General features: G+C 66.7%; 18 protein-coding genes. 10 read left to right on the top strand and 8 right to left on the bottom strand.

The annotated features are described in order from the left end of the window. Window positions 1-56: 56 nt before the first annotated feature. A complete protein-coding gene (locus AC3B6C_RS12915) occupies window positions 57-1,025 on the bottom strand; it encodes a YhjD/YihY/BrkB family envelope integrity protein (protein ID WP_488358729.1) in 969 nt (322 codons plus the stop codon). 44 nt (window positions 1,026-1,069) lie between these two features. Between AC3B6C_RS12915 and AC3B6C_RS12920 the strand changes: the two genes are divergently transcribed. Further along, the gene (locus AC3B6C_RS12920) at window positions 1,070-1,588 is read left to right on the top strand and encodes a TIGR04338 family metallohydrolase (protein ID WP_035718212.1); all 519 of its coding nucleotides are present in this window, start codon (window positions 1,070-1,072) and stop codon (window positions 1,586-1,588) included. Window positions 1,589-1,836: 248 nt separating this feature from the next. After that, complete coding sequence (locus AC3B6C_RS12925; RefSeq protein ID WP_488376256.1) at window positions 1,837-3,084, top strand: MFS transporter; 1,248 nt, start codon at window positions 1,837-1,839, stop codon at window positions 3,082-3,084. On the opposite strand, the gene AC3B6C_RS12930 is transcribed toward AC3B6C_RS12925, so the two are convergent. From AC3B6C_RS12930 to AC3B6C_RS12945, 4 genes are all read right to left on the bottom strand, one after another. Then, window positions 3,065-4,051: an ABC transporter substrate-binding protein gene (locus AC3B6C_RS12930; protein ID WP_488373016.1), complete on the bottom strand. Its 987-nt coding sequence runs from the start codon at window positions 4,049-4,051 to the stop codon at window positions 3,065-3,067. The genes AC3B6C_RS12925 and AC3B6C_RS12930 overlap by 20 nt on opposite strands. 221 nt (window positions 4,052-4,272) lie before the next feature. Further along, entirely contained in the window at window positions 4,273-5,913 is a 1,641-nt protein-coding gene (locus tag AC3B6C_RS12935) for a purine-cytosine permease family protein (protein WP_488373018.1), read from the bottom strand. Window positions 5,914-5,989: 76 nt separating this feature from the next. After that, a complete protein-coding gene (locus tag AC3B6C_RS12940) occupies window positions 5,990-8,002 on the bottom strand; it encodes a hydantoinase B/oxoprolinase family protein (protein ID WP_488373019.1) in 2,013 nt (670 codons plus the stop codon). Between the two features lie 38 nt (window positions 8,003-8,040). Further along, on the bottom strand, window positions 8,041-10,092 hold the full coding sequence (locus AC3B6C_RS12945) for a hydantoinase/oxoprolinase family protein (protein ID WP_488373020.1): 2,052 nt from the start codon (window positions 10,090-10,092) through the stop codon (window positions 8,041-8,043). A 307-nt stretch (window positions 10,093-10,399) separates the two neighbouring features. On the opposite strand from AC3B6C_RS12945, the gene AC3B6C_RS12950 reads away from it, so the two are divergent. Further along, entirely contained in the window at window positions 10,400-11,932 is a 1,533-nt protein-coding gene (locus AC3B6C_RS12950) for a PucR family transcriptional regulator (RefSeq protein ID WP_488373022.1), read from the top strand. Here the strand turns inward: AC3B6C_RS12950 and AC3B6C_RS12955 are convergent. The 3 genes from AC3B6C_RS12955 to AC3B6C_RS12965 all read right to left on the bottom strand — a co-directional run bounded on the left by AC3B6C_RS12955 (window position 11,873) and on the right by AC3B6C_RS12965 (window position 16,528). Next, entirely contained in the window at window positions 11,873-12,991 is a 1,119-nt protein-coding gene (locus AC3B6C_RS12955; RefSeq protein WP_488373024.1) for a transporter substrate-binding protein, read from the bottom strand. The genes AC3B6C_RS12950 and AC3B6C_RS12955 overlap by 60 nt on opposite strands. A gap of 95 nt (window positions 12,992-13,086) precedes the next feature. Then, window positions 13,087-15,114 (bottom strand): CocE/NonD family hydrolase, encoded by a 2,028-nt coding sequence (locus AC3B6C_RS12960; protein ID WP_488373025.1) that lies wholly within the window; start codon window positions 15,112-15,114, stop codon window positions 13,087-13,089. A 214-nt stretch (window positions 15,115-15,328) separates the two neighbouring features. Further along, window positions 15,329-16,528, bottom strand: a complete 1,200-nt coding sequence (locus AC3B6C_RS12965) for a glycoside hydrolase family 76 protein (RefSeq protein ID WP_488373026.1) — start codon at window positions 16,526-16,528, stop codon at window positions 15,329-15,331. 278 nt (window positions 16,529-16,806) lie between these two features. Here AC3B6C_RS12965 and rplJ point away from each other — a divergent pair, with 278 nt between their 5' ends. The 7 genes from rplJ (at window position 16,807) to AC3B6C_RS13000 (ending at window position 23,686) form a co-directional block, all read left to right on the top strand. Further along, window positions 16,807-17,337 (top strand): 50S ribosomal protein L10, encoded by a 531-nt coding sequence (gene rplJ / locus AC3B6C_RS12970; protein WP_010844579.1) that lies wholly within the window; start codon window positions 16,807-16,809, stop codon window positions 17,335-17,337. 89 nt (window positions 17,338-17,426) lie between these two features. Then, on the top strand, window positions 17,427-17,816 hold the full coding sequence (rplL, locus tag AC3B6C_RS12975; protein WP_010844580.1) for a 50S ribosomal protein L7/L12: 390 nt from the start codon (window positions 17,427-17,429) through the stop codon (window positions 17,814-17,816). A 469-nt stretch (window positions 17,817-18,285) separates the two neighbouring features. Then, complete coding sequence (locus tag AC3B6C_RS12980; protein WP_044506025.1) at window positions 18,286-19,542, top strand: ABC transporter ATP-binding protein; 1,257 nt, start codon at window positions 18,286-18,288, stop codon at window positions 19,540-19,542. Window positions 19,543-19,544: 2 nt separating this feature from the next. Continuing rightward, the gene (locus AC3B6C_RS12985; RefSeq protein WP_004023366.1) at window positions 19,545-20,351 is read left to right on the top strand and encodes an MlaE family ABC transporter permease; all 807 of its coding nucleotides are present in this window, start codon (window positions 19,545-19,547) and stop codon (window positions 20,349-20,351) included. A gap of 56 nt (window positions 20,352-20,407) precedes the next feature. Continuing rightward, the gene (locus tag AC3B6C_RS12990) at window positions 20,408-21,235 is read left to right on the top strand and encodes an MlaE family ABC transporter permease (protein ID WP_044507639.1); all 828 of its coding nucleotides are present in this window, start codon (window positions 20,408-20,410) and stop codon (window positions 21,233-21,235) included. A gap of 1 nt (window position 21,236) precedes the next feature. After that, a complete protein-coding gene (locus AC3B6C_RS12995; protein WP_010844674.1) occupies window positions 21,237-22,607 on the top strand; it encodes an MCE family protein in 1,371 nt (456 codons plus the stop codon). Beyond that, the gene (locus tag AC3B6C_RS13000; protein ID WP_488373027.1) at window positions 22,604-23,686 is read left to right on the top strand and encodes an MCE family protein; all 1,083 of its coding nucleotides are present in this window, start codon (window positions 22,604-22,606) and stop codon (window positions 23,684-23,686) included. The genes AC3B6C_RS12995 and AC3B6C_RS13000 overlap by 4 nt, the downstream gene beginning before the upstream one ends. Window position 23,687 lies beyond the last annotated feature (1 nt).

Genomic DNA, 23,687 nt, shown 5'->3' on the forward strand with positions numbered 1-23,687 from the left:
CGGCCCCTCTCACGTGGCTCGACTTGCTCAGCCAGTGTCGGTCGCCGTCGGCGCACTCAGGGGTTGGATAGGCGATGCCGATCGCCGGGTGCGCTGTCGTCGATCGCGGACGCCCCCGGGGATCGGGTGGGACGGTCGTACCAGGCCATCGACGGTTGCGGGACGAACGGCGCCGGGGTGCCCGCCCACCGCCGCACCCACCGGCCGACGCGGCCCTCGTCGGTCGCCGTGGCGTGTACGACGATGGCGGTGACCACGAGGATCAGTGCGAAGACGAACAGCCAGCTGATCGCGACGAAGACGACGCCGAGCGTGCCGTAGCTGCGAATCGTTCCTGCGGCGAGTGTGGGCAGCGCGACGTGGGTGCCGGCGAGCAGCACCGTGATGAGGAGGCCGGTGCCGAGTCCGTTCAGGAGGAGCAACTTCATCGGTACCTGTGACGACACCAGCAGCCGGGGGATCGCGGTGAACGTGGCCGACCAGATCAGGAGGGTCACGGCGACGATCAGCACGATCCCGAGGATGCCGCGGTCGCCGACGTGTATGCCGAACACCGAGGTGGCCTGCAATCCCGTGGACAGGCCCTGGGCGGTCACCGCTGCGGGGATGAGAAAGACGACGACGACCCACCGCCAGAAGCCGCCCCACGACAGTTTGGCGACGTCCCAGATCGACACATACATTCGGCCGAGGGCACGTGACAGGGAGGTGGCGCCGGCGATGGTCATCAGCGCACCGAGGACGCCGAAGGTCGTGGCCGACGTCGGGTCGTCGATCGTGGGCGTGTCGAAGCTGCTGACCGGGATGCCGAGCCCGGTGAGTGCGTCGTCGACGACGTCGCTGCCCGGTAGGGAGAGCACGAGGATCACGATCGGGAGGATCGAGGTGAAGGCCTGCGCTGCCAGGGTCATCGACCGGTCGGTGAGGTTTCCTCGTGCGATGTCGATGACGATGCGGAGAACCAGGGAGGCGCCGGGCAGCCGCATCACGCGCTCGCGCACTGCATCGAGATCAGGACGGCGCATGAACTCTCCCATCGGCTCCGGGGTCTCTCATCATGGGCGATGCCGTGAGTGAACGAGACACCGGGCGCGCAAGATTCTACGAGGCCGAGCACCTCGTGCACCGTCTGTTCGACAACGTGTCGTCGTCGCGGACGGTGCAGCTGGCGGGCACCGAGATCACTCTGCCGGCCGAGGCGAGGTTCGCATCGGTCGACGCCGTCGACGACTACGTGACCAGGGTGCTGGCGTTGCCAGGGGTGCGATCGCGCTTCGAGCGGTCGTCACAACCGGTGTCGGTCCGCGAGCGGCGCGGCCAGCGATCCGCCCATTACGCCGCCCGGGTCCGGAGATCCGACGGCGCGCCGCTCGCCGCCGAGATCGCCATCCCGTCGGCGGCCGAGGGGCGCTGGGCGCTCCGCGAACTGGTGGTGCTGCACGAACTCGCCCACCACCTCGACGGGACGACCGGCCCGGCGCACGGGCGCGGATTCGTGCTGACGCTCATCGAACTCGTCGGGCTCGTACTCGGGCCCGAGGCGGCGTTCGTCTATCGGGTCGTGCTCGGCGATTCCGGGATCGGCTGACCATCCTCGTCGCGGGGGCGCGGAGCCCGGGGCCACTCGCCGGGAACGTCCTCGAGGTGTCGGAGCATCCGTTCGTAGCCTCTGGTCGCCGCGTGTGTCCGCGGCGTTGGTAGGTTTCCCAGGTGCCCTCGGGGTGCACGGCCGGGGACTCTTCGGGCCCGGTCTCGCGGACGAAATGTGGTGAGGGACTGGTGACGCCGTCGAGCGGGTGGTCGCAACTGCGGGCGTTGCCCGGACCGGTCCGTTTGATGCTGGCGTCGATGACCCTGTTCAATGTCGGCTTCTACCTGGTGGTCCCGTTCCTGGCTGTGCGTCTGAGCAGCGACCTGGGTTTCTCCGCCGCGGTGGTGGGCCTGGTGCTCGGCCTGCGGATGGCCTCTCAGCAGGGCTTGTTCTTCTTCGGCGGCAGCCTGGCGGACAGGTTCGGTCCCCGGGCGATCATTCTTCTCGGAATCGCCGTGCGAGTTGTCGGGTTCGCGATGCTCGGCTTCGTGACGACCCTGCCGTGGATCATCGCCGGGGTGGTCCTGATAGGCGTTGCGGCAGCGCTGTTCGCGCCTGCCGTCGAAGCTGCGAACGCGGCGGTGGGTGCGCAGCTCGAACGCGACGACATCATGAGGCGGACCGAACTGTTCGGCCTCGAGCAGATGTGCAGCCGTATCGGCACCGTGATCGGGCCGATCATCGGCACGTCGCTGCTGGGTGTGCCGTTCGCATGGACGACGGGCTGCGCGGCCGCCTTGTTCGCGGCGCTGTGGGTGGCGTTCTGGCGGTGGTTCCCCGCCACGGTGCGCACCACGGCCGACCCGGACGGGGGTCCCGGTTCTCCCGCGTTGTCCGCGGTGTGGCGAACGGTGCTGTCGGACAAGGTGTTCATGACCTACGCCGTCTTGTGCGGCACACAGCTGGCCGCATTCAGCCTGGTGTACCTCATGCTGCCGGTGGAACTGCAGTCCTTGACCGGCGATGAGTCCGGCCTCGGCTGGTTCTACGCCGGGGCGGCCGTCCTCGTCATCGTCTGCCAACGGCCGATGGTTGCCGTGGCCCACCGCATCGGCCATCGCCGAGCAGTGATCGGAGGGATGGCGATCATCGGGTTGTCGTTCCTCGCACCGGTGTTCGCAGAGATCTCGCCACACGATGTCGCCGTCGGCAACACCGCGCTCGCGGCGTGGGTCGCGCTGCTGCACCTCGGCCAGATGTTGATGGTCCCCCCGATGCGCGACACGGTGGCGAAATTGGCCGCAGAACGACATCTCGGCGCATATTTCGGGTTGCTCAACAGCGTCGCCGGGCTCGGTTGTCTCGCCGCGTCGGCGGGAGTGGGTGCGCTCTACGACGTGGCCGACGCCCGCGATCTGTCGACGGCGGCCGTGTGGGCTCCCGTGACCGCTGTGATCATGCTGGCCGTGGCCGGCCTGATCGGTTGGTACCGTGCCCAGGCGGTGCACATCCGCCTGGGCCGGCGCGACGGCGTCAGAGAGGTTTCGTCTTGAGTTGTTCGACGAGTTCGTCGAGCACGAAAGGTATCGTCAGCGGATTCGGCATGGACACCGCGTCACTCACGATCGGGTCCAGTCCGACCAGCGCGCCGGAACGCACTGCGGGCAGCTGTGAGAACAACTGAAGGGACTCCATCTCGGTGCGCGAGTTCGGCCAGTTGTCGAACACGATGACGTCGCTGTCGATCATCGGGATGTTCTCCAGTGAGATCTCGACGAACAACTGGCCGTTGAACGCACCCGCGAGCGCCGGCGGCGGCCCGAATCCCAGACCGGTCAGCAACTGTGTACGTGCGGCCTCCGGGCTGTAGACGCGGAGGTTGCCGTCCCCCCACCGAACGACCATCGCCGCGGTCCGGCCGCTGAACTGTGGGTTGTCGCGCCGTCGGCTGACCACCAGATCCTCGGTGGAAGAGACCAACTCACGTGCTGCACCGGGAAGTCCGACGGCCGTGCCGATCCTCGTGGTGACCTCCTGCCAGGGCAGCACCCAGTCGGTGTGGTCTGCCGCGTGCAGCACCGTCGGCGCTATGGATGCCAGCAGCCGATAGGTGGGCTCGTCGATCGCGTTGTTCACGGCGACGATCAGATCGGGCCGGGCGGCGGCGACCGCGGACACGCTGAAGTCTGCAGTGGCGTTGGCCAGGGCTTCGGGATCGTCGCCGGTGATCCTGGGTTCTGCCCACTCGCCGATGCCGTCGTCTGTCGAGCCCTTCCACACCGGCACCATCACCGGCATCACACCCAGTGCCAGCAGCACGTCGGCATCACCGATACCGATGACCGCGATCCGCGAGGGGGTGCGCTCGATGGTGGTCGACCCGTACATGTGATCGATCGTGACCGGAAAGGCGTCGGATTCGGGCGTCACCGCAGCAGGTGCACCCTCTGCCGGGCGACCCTCGGAGTCACAGCCGGCCAGCACGCCTGCGGCGGCGGCGGTCAGGCTCAACGTCAGCATTCTTCGGCGATTCATCACGACCACGAGTCGATACCTCTTTCATCAGCAGTAGTGAGGTGATCCTAACCCGGTGGGCCGACCGGCCCCTGCGCGATCGATCACAGGCGCTAGCGGGCGCCCCGCCACATGGGTCGCCCGCCGCGAACGATCGATCCACCACGTCGACGACCGATCCGGACCGGGTTGCCACGGAGGGCAACCCGGTCCGGAGGTCCGGTCGGTCAACTGGCGGCGCGTGTCCTCGAGGCCTTCGACGCAGCAGCCTCACGATCCGCGGCTCGCTGGAACTCGACGTCGTCGGATGCGCAGGCCAGACAGATCGGCGCATGTCCGGCGGCCGGGTCGCGGTCCATCTCGTAGGCGATGTAGCTGTCATCGCAGCAGTGACAGCGGATGCGTGCCTCCCACATGTCGTCGACCTCATCGCGAGGGTCGTGGGGTCGCTGCATGGTGAACCAGCCCTCGCGCCGGAACTTCAGCGCCACGGCGTAGATGACGCCGGCGACGACGAAGGCGATGGGTGACGCCCACACCGCGCCGAAAGTACCGCCGAACAAGACGAGAGCGATGCCGATCACGGACGCGGCCGCCCACGCGCCGACGCCGGCCGGGTTGACCGCGGGCACGCGTCCCGGGCGGAACTCCAGGGAGTCGGCGGGAATCCGACGCAGCCGCATCCAGGCGATGTGCGTCAGCGCGATGGCGACCCATCCCACGATGAGGACGCCCTGGTACTGCAGGGAGGTGGTGATCCAGGACAGCACGTTGGTCAGCATCATCAGGTAGACGATCACCGCGACCACGCCGACCCAGAAGGTGCGGGGCATCGAGAACTTGACCGTGCGGGCGAAGAAGTTCTGGAAGTTGGTGGACGCCAGGTAGAAGTTGCCGCTGTTGACGCGTGTCTGGCTGACGACGACCCACAGCAGACCCCAGATACCCATCATGCCGACGATCCCGAGGATCGCCGACTCCTCGGAGAGCGGTCCGGCGATGGTGATGGTCTGGGCGAGGAACATACCGACCGCCGCGTTGATCAAGAGGGTGACGACGTAGAACGGCGTACCGAAGGACACCCGTGCGTTGAAGGTCGCATCCTGCGGGCGGCCGAATCGCGCGTAGTCCCAGGCCATCATCGTGACGACCCAGACGCCCATGTAGATGACGAAGGCGTACCACCACCCGGGCACCCCGAGATCGGCCGCGGCCTCCGGCTCGTAGGTGAGCCAGTCGTTGCTGTAACCGTATTCGGCGATCGCCCACACCACCGAACCGACCAGCCCGACCACATAGAGCGGCAACAGCACCCCGTTGAGCCGGTCGAGCCAGGTGGCGACACCGCGCCACGCCAGCGGCGCCTGATAGGCGACGACCACCAACGCCCAGAACGCGATCGGGAGTGCACCGAAGTAGGCGTGCAGGGCCGACGCGACGATCGCGCCCTCGGCCACCACGTAATACGCGATGGTGATCCCGAACAGGGCTGCGGCGAAGGCGGATCCGGCACGGCCGAACACGACGCGGGAGAACAGCGAGACGCTGGTTCCGGTCTGATTGGCGAACTTGGCGGCGACGGAGTTGATGGCGCCGTAGGCCACGACCGAGAGTCCGATGCCGATGAGGGCGTCGGCGGCTCCGACGGAGAGCGAGACGGTGGCGCCGACGACCACGAAGAACATCGCGCTCATCAGGCCGAACCAGGCCATCGACACCGACGAACGCGACGTCCGCCACGAGTTGGGCACGATGTGCATGGAGTAGTCCTCGGCCGCGGCGCGTGCGAGGACCTGGGGATCGTCGGTGTATGTGACGTCCAGGGGCGGAACTCCGCCCGCCCTGGAGGACGAGATGTCGAGAGTCATTGCATTCCTTGGTGTTCGAGTGGTGGTCAGATGCGCCGCTGGGTGTCGTACGAATCGGGTCCCGGTGCCGGGAACGTCAGACGGTGGCCGGCTCCGACACCGTCAGCGTGCCCGGGACGAAGTCGACGGTGGGGTCGTCGGTCCAGTGGATGACGGTGCGCCGCCGCAACATCTGCCGGAACTGCGACGTCGTGTTGGTCAGGACGTCACCGCTGCCCCAGTCGAGGATCACGCCGTACTGGCGGACACAGTCCATCTCATTGATCAGACCGGAGCGGTACTCCTCGGAGACCGCTTGCGGGTCGCGTTCGATCCACGCGTGCCGATTGCTGCGGATGTACTCGCGTGCGGTGAGGGTGGCTTCGAGATCCACCTCGTATACGAAGATCTCGGGATCGATTTCCTTGACGACGACGCCGTAGTCCTTCTCCGCCCGGGCAATCGAGACGTATCCGTCGATGACGTCCTCCAGCACGGCGTCCACGTCGCGCTGGAGCGGGTCCCCGAGACCGCCGCCACCGGCCGACGGACGGGTGAACTCGTCTCCCGACTTGATGGGGACCGCGGCGAAGATCGAGCCGAGGTACTGCTCGTCCTCGGTGCCCTTGTTGAGCCAGACCCCGTGCGGGATGGACGGCAGGCCGCCCCACAGTCCCCAGGTGACCGACCGTTCGCGATCACAGCAGTAGGACATGACGGTGTTGTCGCTGGCCCACAGCTTTCCGCCCTTCTCGGCGCCGAGGCCCCCGCGGAACTTGCCGGGCCCGCCGGAGTCGGGCACTAGGTCGTGGCACGATGTGAGGACCGGGGCCAGACGCTCCTGCCCTTCGAAAGGCTGTGTGCCGTACTGGACTCCGAAGACGGCAGCGGATGCGTTGTAGCCGTCGGCGCCGTTGCGGGCGCCCCAGCCACCCATCATCCAGTCGTACCACATGAAATTCGGATTGCCGTCGCCGCGCTGATCTCGGCCGCCCACCAGGAGGTACTCCAGGTTGAACGTGCACGCCATCGCCCGTTCGGGCTGGATGTCCGACCAGATCTCGAAGACCGAACTCATGATCTTCTCGAACGGGCCCGAGCAGAAGCCGGCACACGGCGACGGCCAGTCGGCGTTGACCACCGACCCGAGTGGCCCGAGGTCTGCTGTCACGACGCGGTAGAACCCGGAATTCAGTGGGATGTCCGGGAATTGCATCTTCGTGCCGGCGACGATGCCGGCGAACGACCCGCCGAATCCCGCGTTGAGCATCGACGAGATCGACGCGTGTGATTCGCTGAGGTCGTAGTGAACGGTGTCTCCGGAGATCGTCATCCGTGTCTTGATGGGGATGAGTCCCTCCCCGCGCGCCGGGTCCTGATCGATGTAATCCTCGGTGTACCAGACACCATCGGGAAGTTCGGCGATCTTGGCGCGGGTGAGATCCTCGACGTAGTCCTGCACCTCGGCCATCGCCGTCTTGATGGTCTCGACGCCGTACTTGTCGCACAGACGCTGGATCTCGCGCTCGGCGACGCGGGTCGCCTCCGCCTGTGCCTGCATGTCGCCGATGATGTCGCGCGGGTTGCGGGTGTTCTTCGCGATGAGGTAGGCGACGTCTTCGAGGAACTGGTCCTTGCTCCACAGGCGGGTCGGCGGGATCCGCAGTCCCTCGCCCATGTGATCGAGCGCCTTGACGTTGAACGACCCGGGAGTGGCGCCGCCGACGTCGGCCCAGTGGCCGTTGGCCTGGGCGTAGCCGAGCAGCTCGCCCTGGTAGTAGATGGGCCGGATGATCCGGGTGTCGTTGAAGTGACTTCCGCCTTCGTAGACGTCGTTGATCACGAAGACGTCGCCCGGATGGATGTCGCCCTCGAACTGCCGGATGACCGCCTTCGCGGTGTAGTGCAGTGTTCCGACGTGGGCCGCGATGTCGCCGGTGCCCTGCATGACGGTGTTGCCCTCGGTGTCGCAGAGCGCCGAGGAGAAGTCACGGGAGTAGATGACGAACGAGTAGCAGGTGCGCAGGATCTGTTCGGCCATCTGATCGACGGTGTTGATGAAGGCGTTCTTCAGCACCTCGAACGTGACCGGGTCGAGTGTTGTTGCCATGGTTGGGGTTTCCTGTTCTGTCTGAGACGGTTGGGAGATCACTCGGCGGCGGTGAGCAGGAGGTTGCCCCACTCGTCGACCCGCGCGGATGTCCGCGGCGGGACGACGGTCGTCGAGTCGAGCTGGTCGACGATGCACGGGCCGGTCAGCACGGCTCCGGGCGGCAGGCCGGCGCGGTCGTACACCGGCGTCGCCAGCCGGGCGACCTCGTCGGGGAAGAGCACGTCCCGCACCTCGAGTGGCTCCGGCGAGAAGGTCGCCGGATCGATCAGGACGGCGGGTGTGACGTCCATCCGCGGGGTGAGTCCGATGGCGCGCAACGAGATCCGGTAGATCTCGACGCCGGTGTCCTCCGCCGCGAAGTTGTGCTCCTTGAGATGTGTCGCGTGGAACGTCGCGACGACCTCGTCCAGACTCGTCAGCGGCATGGACACGGGCACCGCGATCGCCCGCCACTGTCCCTCGTAGCGCATGTCGAGGTAGTACTCGAAGAGCATGTCGGCGGGGTCGACGTGCTCGGCCGTCAGTCGTTCGCGTCCTTCCTCCTGCAACTCGGCGAAGGTCGCGGCCAGGTGGTCGAGGTCCGCGCCGTCGGCGTCGGCGAGGTACATCCGGGTGATGTCGTGCTGGATGTCGACCAACATGCAGCCCATGGCCGAGGTGACGCCCGGGTGCGGCGGGATGATGACGGTCGGGATGCCCAGATCCTTGGCGAGGTAGGCGGCGTGTAGGGGGCCGGCTCCGCCGAAACCGACCAGCGCGAAGTCCCGCGGGTCGTGGCCCTTGCGGATGGAGATCAGGCGGATCGCGTCGGCCATGTTGGCGTTGGCGACCTTGATGATCGACTGCGCCGCCGTCTCGACGTCGAGACCCAGCGGCGCGGAGATCTTTTCCAGGGCGACCCGTGCCATCGACTCGTCGAGCTCCTTGACGCCGCCGGCCAGCTTCTTGCCGACGGTGCCCAGGATCAGGTTGGCGTCGGTGTTGGTGGCGAGATCCCCGGACGCGCCGTAGCAGGCCGGTCCGGGGTCGGACCCCGCGGACTGGGGACCGTTGCGCAGCGAACCGGCGTCGTCGAGCCAGGCGATCGAACCACCACCGGCGCCGATGGTGAGCACCTCGATGCTGGGGAAGCAGATCGGGTGGCCGAACGCGACGCTCCACATGTTGGTCGTCGCCAGCACGCCGTTGTCGGTGAGCGAGACGTCGGTCGAGGTGCCGCCCATGTCGAACCCGATCGAATTCTCGAACCCGCATGTGCGGGCGATGTGCCGGCTCGCGATCGCCCCCGCCGCGATCCCGGAGGCGGCCAGGCGGGCGCCGTACTTCTCGGCCATGGCCGGTGTCATGACTCCGCCGCCCGAATGGAGCAGCAGGACATCGTTGTCGTAGCCGGCATCCGCGAGCCGGCCCTCGAGCGTCCGGGCGTAGGGGCCGATGATCGGGACCAGGGCGGCATTGGCGACGGTCGTCGAGAACCGCTCGTACTCGAAGATCTCAGGCAGGACATCGCTGGAGGTGGTGATCGACACGCCCGGCAGCTCCTCGGTGAGGATCTCGGCCATCCGGTTCTCATGTGCGGGATTGGTGAACGAGTTGACGAAACACACTGCCACGGTCTCGATCTCGCGGCGGCGCAGGACCCGTGCGACCTCGCGGGCAGCGTCCTCGTCGAGCGGCTCGAGCACGGTTCCGTCGTAACCGATCCGTTCGCTGACGGTCAGGCGATGGCGACGTGGGACAACCGGAGGTGCGACCTCCTGGTACGGATCCCAGGACTCACGGTCGCCGCGCCGGATCTCGATCACGTCCCGGAATCCCTCGGTCGTCACCAGGGCGACCTTCGGGAACTTCCTCGTGATGAGTGCGTTGGTCGCGATTGTCGTTCCGTGCGAGAAGAATTCGACATCTTCCCATCCGACGCCGGCCTGCTCCATCCCGGCCAGCACGCCTTCGATGGGGTTGCTCTGGGTCGGATACTTGGCCGTGACGATCGTGCCGTCGGAGTGCTGGATGAAGACGTCGGTGAACGTCCCGCCGATGTCGACGGCGGTACGGACCTTGTCGGTCCGGCTGATGGCTTTCGTCATGGGTACTTCCTCGTGGCTCGGCGGTCTCGGGACGCCCATCACGAAACCCGGCGCGGGCCCGCCGAACAATTGGCTCATCAGCCAGTACCACGGCGCCGACCGCTGGACGTTGACACGCGACGGACCGATGGAGAGCGCGCGACCTGCGCAAACCGTCGTGGGCGGCGCGTAACGCGGATGTGTCCGACATGGACCGGAAACGTGATGTCACACAACGGAAACAACGACGGCGGTGTGCGGTCGGGTGGTGAGAACGACTGTGAGCACCGATAATCGACGAACAGGGCGGCGGCGAGGAGGCGATCGGATGGCGACGGTGGGTGACGTCGTCGTCGGTGTGGGTCTGCTGTCGGTCACTCCGGGGGCCGCCGAGCGGACGCGACACGTGGAGGTGTCCGGAACCTGCGAGGTCGGTCGGATCAAGCCCGCCGAGGTGGGCGCGGGGGACCTCGTCCTCATGGGCCCGACGGGGTGGCCGGCGTCGGGAGCACCGGAGACGTTCGCGGCGACCCTGCGGCAGTGCGCAGCGGCCGCGGTGGTGGTGGACACCGATGACGACAACCTGTCCGCCGAGTTCGTGTCCGCCTGCGTGAGCCACGGTGTGCCGATCTACATGCTCCCCAGGGAGAGGAGCTTCCGCGACGTCGAGATGGTCGTCGCGCCGCGTGCGATGGTCGACGATGCCATCGACGAATCCGGCCCGGTGGCATCGATTCTGGCGTCCCTCGGCGCGTTTCACCGCGCGTCGGGGATCAGCGGGGCCGTGGTGCTCGACGGCGCGGTACTCACGGTGCCGTCCGCGACCGTCGACACCGATCTCCTGAGAAAGTCCACCGCACTGCCCCCGGCTCTCCTGCACGCGATTCCCGGGACCGCCGCGGCCCTGCACATCTCCCTGCCGAGGTCGGGCGCGGCGCTGGTGCTCTCGAATCCGCGTCGACGTCCCCTGGAATCGACCCGGGTCCGCAAACTCGCGAACGACGCCGACGCCGACGCGTACCTGTTGCGGGTGAACCGGACGATGCGCAGGCCGCTGGAAGGAGCCCTCGTCCGCGAGCTGATCGAGGCGCGGATCCCGTCGTCGGCGATGGATCCGTGGGTGGGGTCCTTCGGCTACGGAACCGGTGACCGCGTCCACTCGGTGGCGGTGATCATCGGGCCGCACAGCGACACCTCGGCGGCGAGGGTCGTCGACGCACTGCACGACCTGGGTGCCTGCGCGGGCCTCGCAACCGTTGCGGCAGCGCATGACTCGGTGGCATACGCGCTGATCAAGACCGGCACCGAGAAGGACTCGACGCCCCCGACGGGACGCGACTTCGAGGCACATCTGCAGATGTTCGCCGACGTCTTCGTCGCCCGGCACGCCGAGCTCGCCGTCGGCGGCAGTTCCTACGTGATCCGCAGCAGCGACGACCTGACGAGGGGGCTCATCAACGCGCGGCAGATGGCAGAACGGAACTCCCGCGCCGACGACCAGTCGTCGGCCACGATCGCCCTGCCGGTGCCGCTCGCCGCGACGCTGCTCGCCGGTGACTCCGAACGGTCAGCGGCGCTGCGCAGTTCGCTGCTCGACCCCGTGCTCGCCTACGACAAGGAGAAGGACACGAGCTACGTGTCGACTCTCGTGACGTTCTTCGCGCTCGACTGCCACTCGGGCGCGACGGCCAACGAGTTGGGCATCCACATCAACACCTTGCGATACCGCCTGTCCCGCATCGAGAAGCTGACCGGACGCGGATTGCAGTCGATGGTCGACCGCACCGACTACTACCTCGCCCTATGCGTCGGCGAGACGTCCCGCGGGCGGGGGGACCGGAGCCGGCGGACGGCTCCCTGACCACCACGGATCGGGCTGGCGTGCGGCGAAGTCGGCGATGACCTCGTACTTCCCGCCCGCGGCACGGCCGACGTAGGACGGATGCGAACTGTAGTGATTGGCACGGAAGTAGAACGGTGCGCCCTCGGGATTGTCCTCGAAACGGATGCCGATGAGCGCGCGCGACAGGGCGTCGACGTCGAGTGACTGGGCCTGCTCGGCGGCCAGCGCGAGCGCGTGCACCGCATTGAACGCCCCGATCTGGGCGGCGTGACTCCACCGCTGGCCCCGCACCTGGGCCAGATCGCGCCGGAACGTGTCGTTCACCGGCGACGAGAGCTCGGAGAAGTAGGTCGCGACCATGTAGTGACCGTCGCTGACCTCGGTCGGCATGTGGGCCAGGTCCAGTTCGGTGGTGACGGTCGCCGCGATCGGAACCGTGTCCGGGGTCAGTCCGACGAGGTGATACTGCGTGTAGAACGCGGTCGTCGAGTCGGCGCCGACGAGATTGCAGACCACGACGTCGGGACGCACGCGATCGATGTCGTCGATGATCGATTCGAACCTCGTCTCTCCGAGGGGTGCGTAACGGTCACCGACGATCTCGATCCCGAGGCTTCCGGCCAGTCGTCGGATCGCCTCGGCCAGAACGCGCGGATAGATGTAATCCGAGCCGACGACGTACACGCGCCGGCCGAGTGTGCCGGCGATCCACGCCAGATAGTCGGCGATGTACTGGTTGGGCGCCGCGCCGCAGTAGAAGATCCGCGAGTCGGTCTCCTCACCTTCGAAGTAGGTGGGATACATCAACAACGAGGCGTTCGCGTGAATGGCCGGAGTCAGCGCCAGGCGGGCCGCGGAGGTGTACCCACCGACGATGGCGTCGACGTTCTCGGCGGTGCACAGATGATCCACCCCGCGGGCGGTCGACGACACCTCGGAGTGGTCGTCGTAGATCGCGACCTGGATGTCCGAACCCAGAACGCCGCCGCGGGAGTTGATCTGGTGGACCGCGAGCATCGCCCCGTCCAGGATCGACTGCTCCATCTCCGCCTGGTTGCCCGAGAGGGAATACAGCATGCCGAGTCTCACGTCGGTCCCCGATCGGCGCGATCCGTGTGCATGGCAGCCACTATGCCAGCTGGGCCGCTCCTCGGCCTGTCCGGAGAACGACCTCAGCGCAGCCCGTCGCCGGCCAGCAGGGTCAGGTGGCTCGGGTGGTCGGGGTCGAGCACGAGACGTTGATGGCGGCGGCCGCGTGCCTTGATGAGGTCGGGCACCAGGGTCAGGTAGCGCGGCAGGCTCGCGGCGTAGACGTCGACACGGAGCCGATGACCCGGCTGCAGGACCGCATCGGTGGGGACGAGGTCGACGTCGAGGCGGATCGGTTCGTCGGCGGGCACCGGCAGCTTGCGCTTGTGGGACAGGTAGTGGTGCGCGGAGAGCAGGCTGCCGTCGTCGGCGTACGTCGACTTCGACTGGTCCAGAGCGCGATTCGATGCCGACAGCGCGCCGTTGGTCAGCACGACCGACGTGCCGTCGGGCGCGACGTCGTTCACGGTCACCGCCCAGATCGCCTCGTGTGCCGTGGTTGCGACGTTGAGGCGCAGGTTCATCGCGCCGCTGATCGGGGTGGCCTCGAGTACCGGCTCGGTGGTGAACGACAGTGCTCCGCGTTCCTGGTAACGCGCGTCCTTGGCGTAGTCGGCGCCGAGGACCAGGGTCGCGCCCGCGGTCACCTGGGTCATGTCGCGGGAACGGAGACCGCGGCTGTCCGGACGTACGTGCAACGACGAAACCCCTTGCGCGGGAGTGGTGCTCAGCGACCCGTCGTGGACGGAATGGTCGGCGGTCGACGATGACTCGGCGGTGAGGTAGAGCCGCGTCGGAGCCACCCCCGGGCGGGGAAAGCTCTGGCCCGCGGTCCAGGCGCCGCCCTGCTGCAGCATCGTGACCGGTCCGTAGTACTCGATCCCGTTGCGGTGCCCCTTGAGCCAGCGGTCGAACCACGCGCGTTCGAGGACGTCCAGACGCGGGGGAGCGAACTGACCGCCGTACCCCGACCCGACGTCGAGGTGATAACCGTCGCCGACGATCATCTGCTTGCGTCCGGGCTCCATCTGTAACCGCTCGTAGACGCCGGTTGCACTGCGGCCGAACAGATCATGCCACGCTCCGACGGTGAAGGTGGGCGCCTCGATGCGGTCGACGACCGGATCGCGGTCGTCGAAGTACGGGTCGTCGAAGATACGTGGATCGCGTGCGGTGAGGAACCCCCACAGCAACGAGGGGATCTCGGTGGCGGGGGACTTCACCCGGTCGATCGCCCAGCGCACCGCGTCGCCACGCACGAGGTCGCGGATCACGTTGGCGGGGTTGGGAACCCACTTGAGCATGTTGACCGCCGACAACCACACCGGGATGAACGCCGACGGCATGCCGCCGGTGATGTAGATGTCGCGCACCAGGTCGTCGCACCCCTCGACCGCGAAGACGGCCTGGAGCGCGGCGGGCCGCTTGTCCGCGGCCTGCAGCGAGTTGATGGCCGAGTACGACCAACCGGCCATCCCGACGCTTCCGTCACACCATTCCTGCTCGGTCACCCAGTCGATGACCTCCACCGAGTCCTGCTGCTCGCGAGGGCCGAGGATCTGCCACTTGCCCAGGCTCGCACCGGTTCCGCGGACATCGACGACCACCTGTACGTACCCGCTGCGCACCAGGTTCCGATTGATGCCGAAGACGTCGAAGACGCCACCCGACAGCGTCTTCGTCAGCGTGGTGAGTCCCTCGAGCGCGGTGCCGGTGGCGTCGATCGACCGGGACGCGGTGTGCAGCGCCTTGCCGAGGACCGGGGCGTGCAGGGTCTGGTCGATGAAGTCGATGGCCGCCCGGTTGTACGGGTTGATGTTGACGACCGCGGGGTAGGGCGTGAGGATCGTCTGCCCGAACCTGTTGGCGGGGCGGATCACGGTGGCGCGCAGGACCGCGCCGTCGCTCATGGTGATGGAGACGTTGCGGTCGATGACCACGCGTGGGTAGAGCTGCTTGCCGTCGACCTGTTCACGCCACCGGATGCCGTCGGCGCCGCCAGTGGGATCGCCCAGGGGGAGGGTGCCGAAATGCGGCGCACCGCTGGTGCGCGTGCGTGTCGACGGGACGACCCGTGCGCGCGACTGTGTGGGATCCAGCTGATACGTCATGGTGCATCACCCTGCCTGGGGGAGGTGGCGCACCCGCGGGTTGTTGCACGGATCGAGACGGCCGGGTGGACACCGACACCCCGTCGTGTCGGTCGTGGGTTCCCCGGTTCGTCCGCTGGCTGCGGATTACAGTGTGTTCCAGGTCACTTCACGCATTCGTTGAAGAATAACTCAGGCCCGGTATCGGATGGCTAACCGGGCGGCGTCTTTTTGGTCATCGGCGTGTGTGTTCCTGGTCACATTCAGGTAAACCGAGGTCGATCGCCGCCGCGGCTTCGAGCACCATCCAGGCCGACAGCTGCACCGAGAGGTCTCGCTCCGGGACCTCCGACGGATTGACCGCACCCGCCACGAACTGGGCTTTTGCTCCATCATCGGTGGGGATCACGGCACGTCGGCGCCAGTCGCTGGAGAAGACCGGGTGTCCGGCGACTTCGGTGCGGTTGGCCCACGCGGCGTCCGCGCTTCGGGTCACGATCCGTGCTGCACGAGCACGCAGATCATCCGAACCGCCGACGTCGGGAAGGTCGGTGGCGACGAGCGCCAGGTAACGGGCCAGCACGCCGTGGAAGAGGCCCCCGTCGCCGCCGCCCCCTCCGTCGATCACCCCGTTGGTGCAGGAGTGGCGTTCGACGGCGTCGAGGAGCCGGGCCAGGCGGTCGAGGTGCGTGCGATCCCCGGTCGCGCGCAGGGCCTCCAGTTCGGCGCCCAGCACGACGCCCTGGCAGTACGTATAGGTGCCGGTCTCGGGCTTCAGCGAACCGTCGGGGAGCCTCTTGAGGCCGTCGATGATCAGGTGGGTGTCGGGATCGACGAGGTTGGCGTCCATCCAGTCGCACATCGCCACCGCGCGCTCGACATGACCCGTGCGTGCCAGCAGGATCGCGGCCGGGCCGTTGGCGGGCGCGTTGAAGAACTGATCGGCTTTGCGCCACGGGATCCCGCCCCCGTCGTCGGGCACCCACGCGTCGAGCATCTGGCCGGCGAGCACGCGGAGTCCGCCCGCGTGGTCGAGGTGCAGATGGCGGTCGGCGCGTTCGATCGCGAGTCCGAGCCACGCCATGTCGTCGTAGTAGTTGTTGGTCCAGCGGCCGCCGTTGCGGATCCGGATGCCGCGCAGCAACCGGTCGACGTCGTCGGCGATGTCGGGGTCGTATGACCGGTCGCCGTGGGATGAGCCGGCCACCCGGTGGATGGCGGCGTCGACGAGAAGGTCGACGAGGTGGGCGTGCCACCAGTAGTGCCACGATCCGAACTGCGCCTGCATGCGTCCGATCGGCCAGGCGACCGCGGCCGCGCGTGTTCCCGGAAGCCAGAAGGCCCGCTGCAGGTGGCGGTCGTAGACGGCGTCCGCGGCGGCCCGCGCGCGGTCATCGGGGGCGTGCGGATCGGGCGATTTGGATTGTTCGTCCACGTCCGCGTAGCCTAGTCCTCGATGTGATGCACACCCGTGTGTCGTATCGGTTCAACCAGAGACCGTTGGTCGTCGGGATTTCCCGGACGAAGGCGCGACGAGGTCGCCGGCCCACGCAGGATGAACGAGGAATGTCGCTCCACACGTTCAGTGTGTGCGTTCACGCCCCGTGCCTGTGTGCCGGGGCGTTTGTCATCTCCGCCCTCGATCGCCTCCCTGCGCCCGTCGCTCTTGGTTGAACTCGACCAACTCATAGTGACGAGGAGAGGAGGCGAAGTATGGCCAAGTCCGAAAAGGTCGCCGCTGTTGCGGAGATCGCAGAGCAGTTCAAGGGCTCCACTGCGACGGTTGTCACGGAATACCGTGGTCTGTCCGTCACCCAGATCTCCCAGCTGCGACGTTCCCTCGGTGAGGGTGCAACCTACTCCGTCGCCAAGAACACCCTGGTGAAGCGTGCCGCTGCTGAGGCGGGCGTGGAAGGGCTCGACGAGCTGTTCACCGGTCCGACCGCGATCGCCTTCATCGAAGGTGAGCCGGTTGTGGCCGCGAAGGCGATCAAGACGTTCGCCAAGGACAACAAGGCTCTGGTCATCAAGGGCGGGTACATGGACGGCCGCGCGCTGTCCATTGCCGAGATCGAGCAGATCGCCGACCTTGAGACCCGTGAGGTCTTGCTGGCCAAGCTCGCCGGTGCCATGAAGGGCAACTTGGCTAAGGCCGCCGGTCTGTTCAACCAGCCGGCTTCGCAGGTGGCGCGCCTGGCCGCGGCCCTGCAGGAGAAGAAGAACGAAGCCGGCGAGACCGAATAGGTCGTCCGCCGCACCACCACCACAATCCCCGAACCGTACGGGGATGAACACCAACCCCCGTACGGGGACCGACAGGAAGGACGCCAATCATGGCGAAGCTCACCGCTGACGAGCTCATCGATCAGTTCAAGGAACTGACCCTGCTGGAGCTCAGCGATTTCGTGAAGAAGTTCGAAGAGGTCTTCGAGGTCACCGCGGCCGCTCCGGTCGCCGTTGCCGCTGCCGGTGCGCCGGCTGCCGGTGGCGCCGAGGCTGCTGCCGAGCAGGACGAGTTCGACGTCATCCTCGAGGGTGCCGGCGACAAGAAGATCCAGGTCATCAAGGTCGTCCGCGAGGTCGTCTCGGGCCTGGGCCTGAAGGAAGCCAAGGACCTCGTCGAGAGCGCTCCGAAGGCTCTGCTGGAGAAGGTCGACAAGGACGCCGCCGAGGCTGCCAAGGCCAAGCTCGAAGAGGCCGGCGCCAAGGTTTCGGTCAAGTAAGACCGACCTACCGCTCACGAGCCCGGAACAGCAATGCTGTTCCGGGCTCGTTGCTGTCCGGGGGTGGCCGAGAGGTCTGCAGGAAAATCGGTCATCACACTCGGACGTCGTAACGGCCGATTCGGTTCATCCGAATCAGAAGCAGACATCACTTCGACCACCCCCGCCCCTCGAACCGAGGGGCGGGGTCAGGTCGTCGATTCGATGTCCCGCAGGTCGAGCCCAGGTCTGCGGTGGCCGTCACATCGGGGGGCGTGACCCCACTTCCCTCACCGCGAACCATCGGATATTGTCATCGTCGCGAGAGAGTTACCGGGCGGTAGCTTTCCTCACAGCCAATGCTGAGAACCACGCGGTGGCGTCGTGGGCAGGGTCGGGTCGGTTAGAGTGACCCCAACCACACATGCCGCCGGTTGGTGCGCGGTCACACCGTGGCCGCCTCGGGGGCAGCGATCGTCTGGAGGAAGTTGTGGGTGTTGAGGTCAGTGTCGAGGGGCTCACGAAGTCGTTCGGTTCGCAGAACATTTGGCGTGATGTGTCGCTGACCCTGCCGGAGGGGGAGGTCTCGGCGCTGTTGGGTCCTTCGGGTACCGGTAAGTCGGTGTTTTTGAAGACGTTGATCGGTTTGCTGCATCCCGAGCAGGGGTCGGTGATCATCGATGGCACCGACATCACGCAGTGTTCGGCCAAGGAGCTCTATGAGATCCGCAAGCTGTTCGGTGTGTTGTTCCAGGATGGTGCGCTGTTCGGGTCGATGAGTTTGTTCGACAACATCGCGTTCCCGCTTCGTGAGCACACGAAGAAGAAGGAGAACGAGGTCCGCGACATCGTGATGGAGAAGATCGACTTGGTCGGTCTGACCGGTGCCGAGGACAAGCTTCCCGGTGAGATCTCCGGTGGTATGCGCAAGCGTGCCGGTCTGGCGCGGGCGTTGGTGTTGGATCCGCAGATCATTTTGTGTGATGAGCCGGACTCGGGTCTGGATCCGGTGCGTACGGCCTATATCAGCCAGTTGTTGATCGACATCAATGCGCAGATCGATGCGACGATTTTGATCGTGACGCACAACATCAACATCGCGCGGACGATTCCGGACAACATCGGGATGTTGTTCCGCAAGGAGTTGGTGATGTTCGGTCCGCGTGAGCAGTTGCTGACCTCGGAGCAGCCGGTGGTCAAGCAGTTCCTCTCCGGTGATCGGTTCGGTCCGATCGGTATGTCCGAGGAGAAGGACGAGGCGGTCCAGAAGCAGGAAGAGGCGATGCAGGCCGCGGGTATCTCCGGTGGTGGTACCAAGGAGGACTTCACCGAGATCATCCCGCAGGTGCAGCCCAATCCCGGTATGCCCGAACGCAAGGCGATCGCCCGTCACCGCGAACGCGTGCACGCGATGCTGCCCGACCTGCCCGAGAACGCGCAGGAGGCGATCCGGCGCAGCCAGGAACAAGAAGACCAGATCCGCGAGGAGAGCCGCGCCCACGCCGACAACATGGCGAACGGTCGGGAACCCGGCGACAGCCGGGGCGGCGAGAGCCGGGGCGGCGACAACGAGTGGACCCCCGCCCCCGCCGGCGTCACCGCCGGGCACGCGCGGTCCGATCAGGCCAACACCGACGTCATCGACTACGGCGGCAGCGATGCCCCGACCGAGCAGTGGCACACACCCGGTGATGCACTGACCAAGCCCAGCCATCGTGCTGATGGGAACGAAGGGCGGACTCCCTAAGGATGAGCAGTGCCACCACGCGTGGCGTCGACCGAATCGCGCAAGCCGGGACAGGTGCCCTGTCACAGACCGGCAATATCGTTCAGCTCTTCGTCGATGTTGCACGCCAGACCTTTGTGCGCCCGTTTCAGTGGCGGGAGTTCATCCAGCAGGCCTGGTTCATCGCCAGTGTGACGATCCTGCCGACCGCGCTGATCGCGATCCCGTTCGGCGCAATCGTCTCGCTGCAGACGGGTTCGCTCATCAAGCAGCTCGGTGCGGAGTCCTACACCGGTGCGGCCAGCGTGCTCGTCGTCATCCAGCAGGGTTCGCCGCTGGTGACGTCGTTGCTGATCGCCGGCGCGGCCGGTTCGGCCGTCGCCGCCGACCTCGGGTCACGCACCATCCGCGAGGAGATCGACGCGATGGAGGTGCTCGGCATCAATCCGATCCAGCGCCTCGTCGTTCCGCGTGTGCTGGCCATGGTGCTGGTGGCGATGCTGCTCAACGGTCTGGTCGCCGTCATCGGCATCGGTGGTGGTTACTTCTTCAACGTGGTCGTCCAGGGCGGCACGCCCGGCGCCTACCTGGCGTCGTTCGGCGCGCTGGCGCAGCTTCCCGACCTCTGGGTCTCGACGCTGAAGGCTGCGATCTTCGGCGTCCTCGCCGGAGTCGTGGCGTCGTACAAGGGCCTCAACCCCAAGGGCGGCCCGAAGGGCGTGGGTGACGCGGTCAACCAGAGCGTCGTCATCACGTTCCTGCTGCTGTTCCTGGCGAACCTGATCATCACTGCGGTCTACCTGCAGGTCGTCCCACCGAAGGGGAGCTAGACGTGACCGAAGGTGGGGGCGGTGTGACCATCGCCAAGAGCCGGCCCGAGTACTACATGTACGAGGCCCGCAAGCAGCTGGGCAAGCCGCTCAAGGTGCTCGACGGTGCCGGCGAGCAGATGTCGTTCTACGGCCGCACGCTCGCCTGGATCCCGAAGACGCTGGTGCACTACACGCGTGAGGTAATGCGTCTTCTCGCCGAAGTCGCGTTCGGCTCGGGCGGGCTCGCGGTCATCGGCGGCACGATCGGCGTGATGGTGCTGATGTCGGGATTCACCGGCGTGGTCGTCGGCCTCCAGGGTTACGCCGCACTCGATCAGATCGGTTCGCAGGCACTCACCGGCTTCCTCTCCGCCTACGTCAACACCCGTGAGGTGGCGCCGCTGGTGGCCGGCCTCGCCTTGTCGGCGACCGTGGGCTGTGGCTTCACCGCCCAGCTCGGCGCCATGCGCATCTCGGAGGAGATCGACGCGCTGGAGACGATGGCCGTGCCGTCGATCCCGTTCCTCGTGTCGACCCGTGTCATCGCCGGTTTCATCGCGGTCATCCCGCTCTACGTGCTCGGCCTGTTGTCGGCGTATCTGGCCTCACGTGTGGTGACGACGGTCTTCAACGGTCAGTCCGGCGGGTCCTACGACCACTACTTCAATCTGTTCCTGCCACCGGCCGACGTCTTGTGGTCGTTCGGCAAGGTGCTGGTCTTCGCGTTCGTGATCATCCTGGTGCACTGCTACTACGGCTACTACGCCTCGGGCGGTCCCGCAGGTGTGGGCGTGGCCGTCGGTCACGCGGTCCGAGCGGCGCTGGTGCTCATCGCGGTCCTGGACTTCTTCCTCGGTCTGGCCATCTGGGGTACCACGACGACCGTGCGAGTGGGGGGTTAGCGTGACGCTGCTGCGTAAACGGTTGCTCGGCCTGGTGTTCTTTCTCGTGGTCGCGTTGTTCCTGACCCTCACGATCACCAAGTTCAACAAGTCGTTCACCGAGTTCACCGATGTCACGCTGGTGACCGACTCGACCGGCAACGCGTTGCCGGCCAACGCCGACGTCAAGGCCCGCGGCATGACCGTCGGCGAGGTGCGCGAGGTCAAGCCCGGACCCGACGGTCGCGTCGAAGTGGTGTTGGGGCTCAACCCCGATCAGGCCTCGACGCTCTCGGACAAGACCACCGCGCGCATCCTGCCGAAGACGCTGTTCGGTGAGCGGTACGTCGCTCTGCAGGTGCCCGAGGACAATTCGGGCCCGACGCTGAGCAACGGCGCGACGATCGAGACCGATCGCAGCGGCAACGCCCTGGAGATCCAGCAGTTGTTCGACAAGCTGCTGCCGGTCCTCGAGGCGATCCCGCCCCAGGATCTGAACGCAACGCTGACCTCGCTGTCGTCGGCGCTGTCCGGCCGCGGTGAGCAGCTGGGCACGACGCTGGAGGAACTCGACCAGATCTTCGGCGAGATCAACGAGAACCTGCCCGAACTGGAGGGCACCCTCGAGGGACTCGCCAGCTTCTCCCAGACGTATTCGCAGGCGCTGCCCGATGTGGTCGACGCACTTGACTCGCTGCGCACGACGACGAACACCATCGTCGAGCGTCAGGACGACCTCCGGACGCTCATCGCCACCCTCGGCGTCGCCTCCGACGACCTGACCGGCTGGCTGCGCGCCAATCGCACCGACCTGATCGACCTCGCCGTCGACTCCGAGGAACTGCTCGTCGGACTGGCCAAGCAGTCGCCGACCTTCGTGTGTACGTTCCGCAACTTCGCGGGTCTGATCCCGGAGTCGCGCAAGATCGTCGGCGAGGGGACCGACAACCCGGGTGTGCGAGTGAACCTGCAGTTCGTCAATCCCCGTGGCCGTTACCTACCGAACCAGGACGAACCCCGCTTCATGGACCTCGATCCACCTGCCGTCTGTTACGACCCGAAGATGGGTGGCGACCGCCCGTTCCCGCAGTACCCGGGCGGCGGCCTGGCTGACGGCAGCTACCAGCCGCCGTCCCGCAACCCCGGCCCGCGCAACGTCCGGCAGCTCCCGCAGCCCCAGTTCAGCGGCGTCCCGGCGGGGACCGTCTCGTCGGCCCCGGCTGGTGCGAAGCCCGTGGCGGTGGAGTCCAACCCGTTCGACGACCCGGAGTATCGCAAGCAGCTGCAGGTCATCTACGGCGCCACGTCGGGTAAGTCGCCGGAAGAGGTGCCGACCTGGGTGACCATGATCGGCGGCGGTGCGCTGCAGGGTGCGAAGGTCGACATCAAATGAAGTCGATCGTCGGACCGCTGATCAAGCTGATCGTCTTCGGCGTGGTCACCGTGGTGACCACGAGTCTGCTCGCGGTGACCATCGCCAACGCCGGGGGTGACGGTGATGCGAAGTTCAACGCCGTGTTCACCGACGCCACGTTGCTCAATCCGGGCGACGACGTCCGGATCGCGGGCGTGCGCGTCGGGCAGGTGGAGAGCGTCGAGGTCTACGACCGCAACAAGGCGAAGGTCTCGTTCAACGTCGACCGCGATCGTCTGCCGGACGGCACCCAGCTCTTCATCCGCTACCGCAACCTGACCGGTCTGCGGTACCTCGCCCTCGAGCGCGGGGCGGGCGACCCGTCGCAGACGGTCGCGCAGGGTCACACGTTCGGCCTGACGCCGGGCGTCACGGACACCCACCCGCCGGTGAACCTGACCGAACTGTTCAACGGTTTCCGGCCGCTGTTCCAGCAGCTGTCGGCCTCCGACGTGAACAAGCTGACCGAGCAGATCATCGCGATCTTCGACGGGCAGGGTGGTTCGATCACCCGTCTGGTCAGCGACACGGCCGATCTGACGAACGCGATCGCCGACAAGGACAAGGTCATCGGTGAGCTGATCACCAACCTCACCAAGGTCCTCGACACGGTCAACCGCAACGACGAGCAGTTCACCGCCCTCCTCGACAACACCGAGAAGCTCGTGACCGGCCTTGCGGCACAACGCGGTTCGGTGGGTTCGGCGATCACCTCGGTCTCCAACCTGACCTCGGTCACGGCGAACATCCTCGGTGCGACGCGCCCGTCCATCCAGGGCGACATCGCCGGACTGAAGTCGCTGGCCGACCAGATCAACAAGCGTGACGAGGACATCGAGGAGACGCTGACCAATCTGCCGATCAAGCTCCAGAAGATCGGTCGCGCAGCGACATTCGGTTCCTGGTTCCAGTTCTACCTGTGCGGCATCGACGTGGTGGCGGGCAACGGCAAGTCGCCGGTGCTGACGCAGCCGCTGGTCCCGCTGCCCGACATCAACCATGTGCTCTACACCAGTGCGGCGACGCGCTGCTGGGCAGACGACCGGCCAGGGGGGTGAC

The organism is Gordonia sp. 11cp, assembly GCF_057767225.1.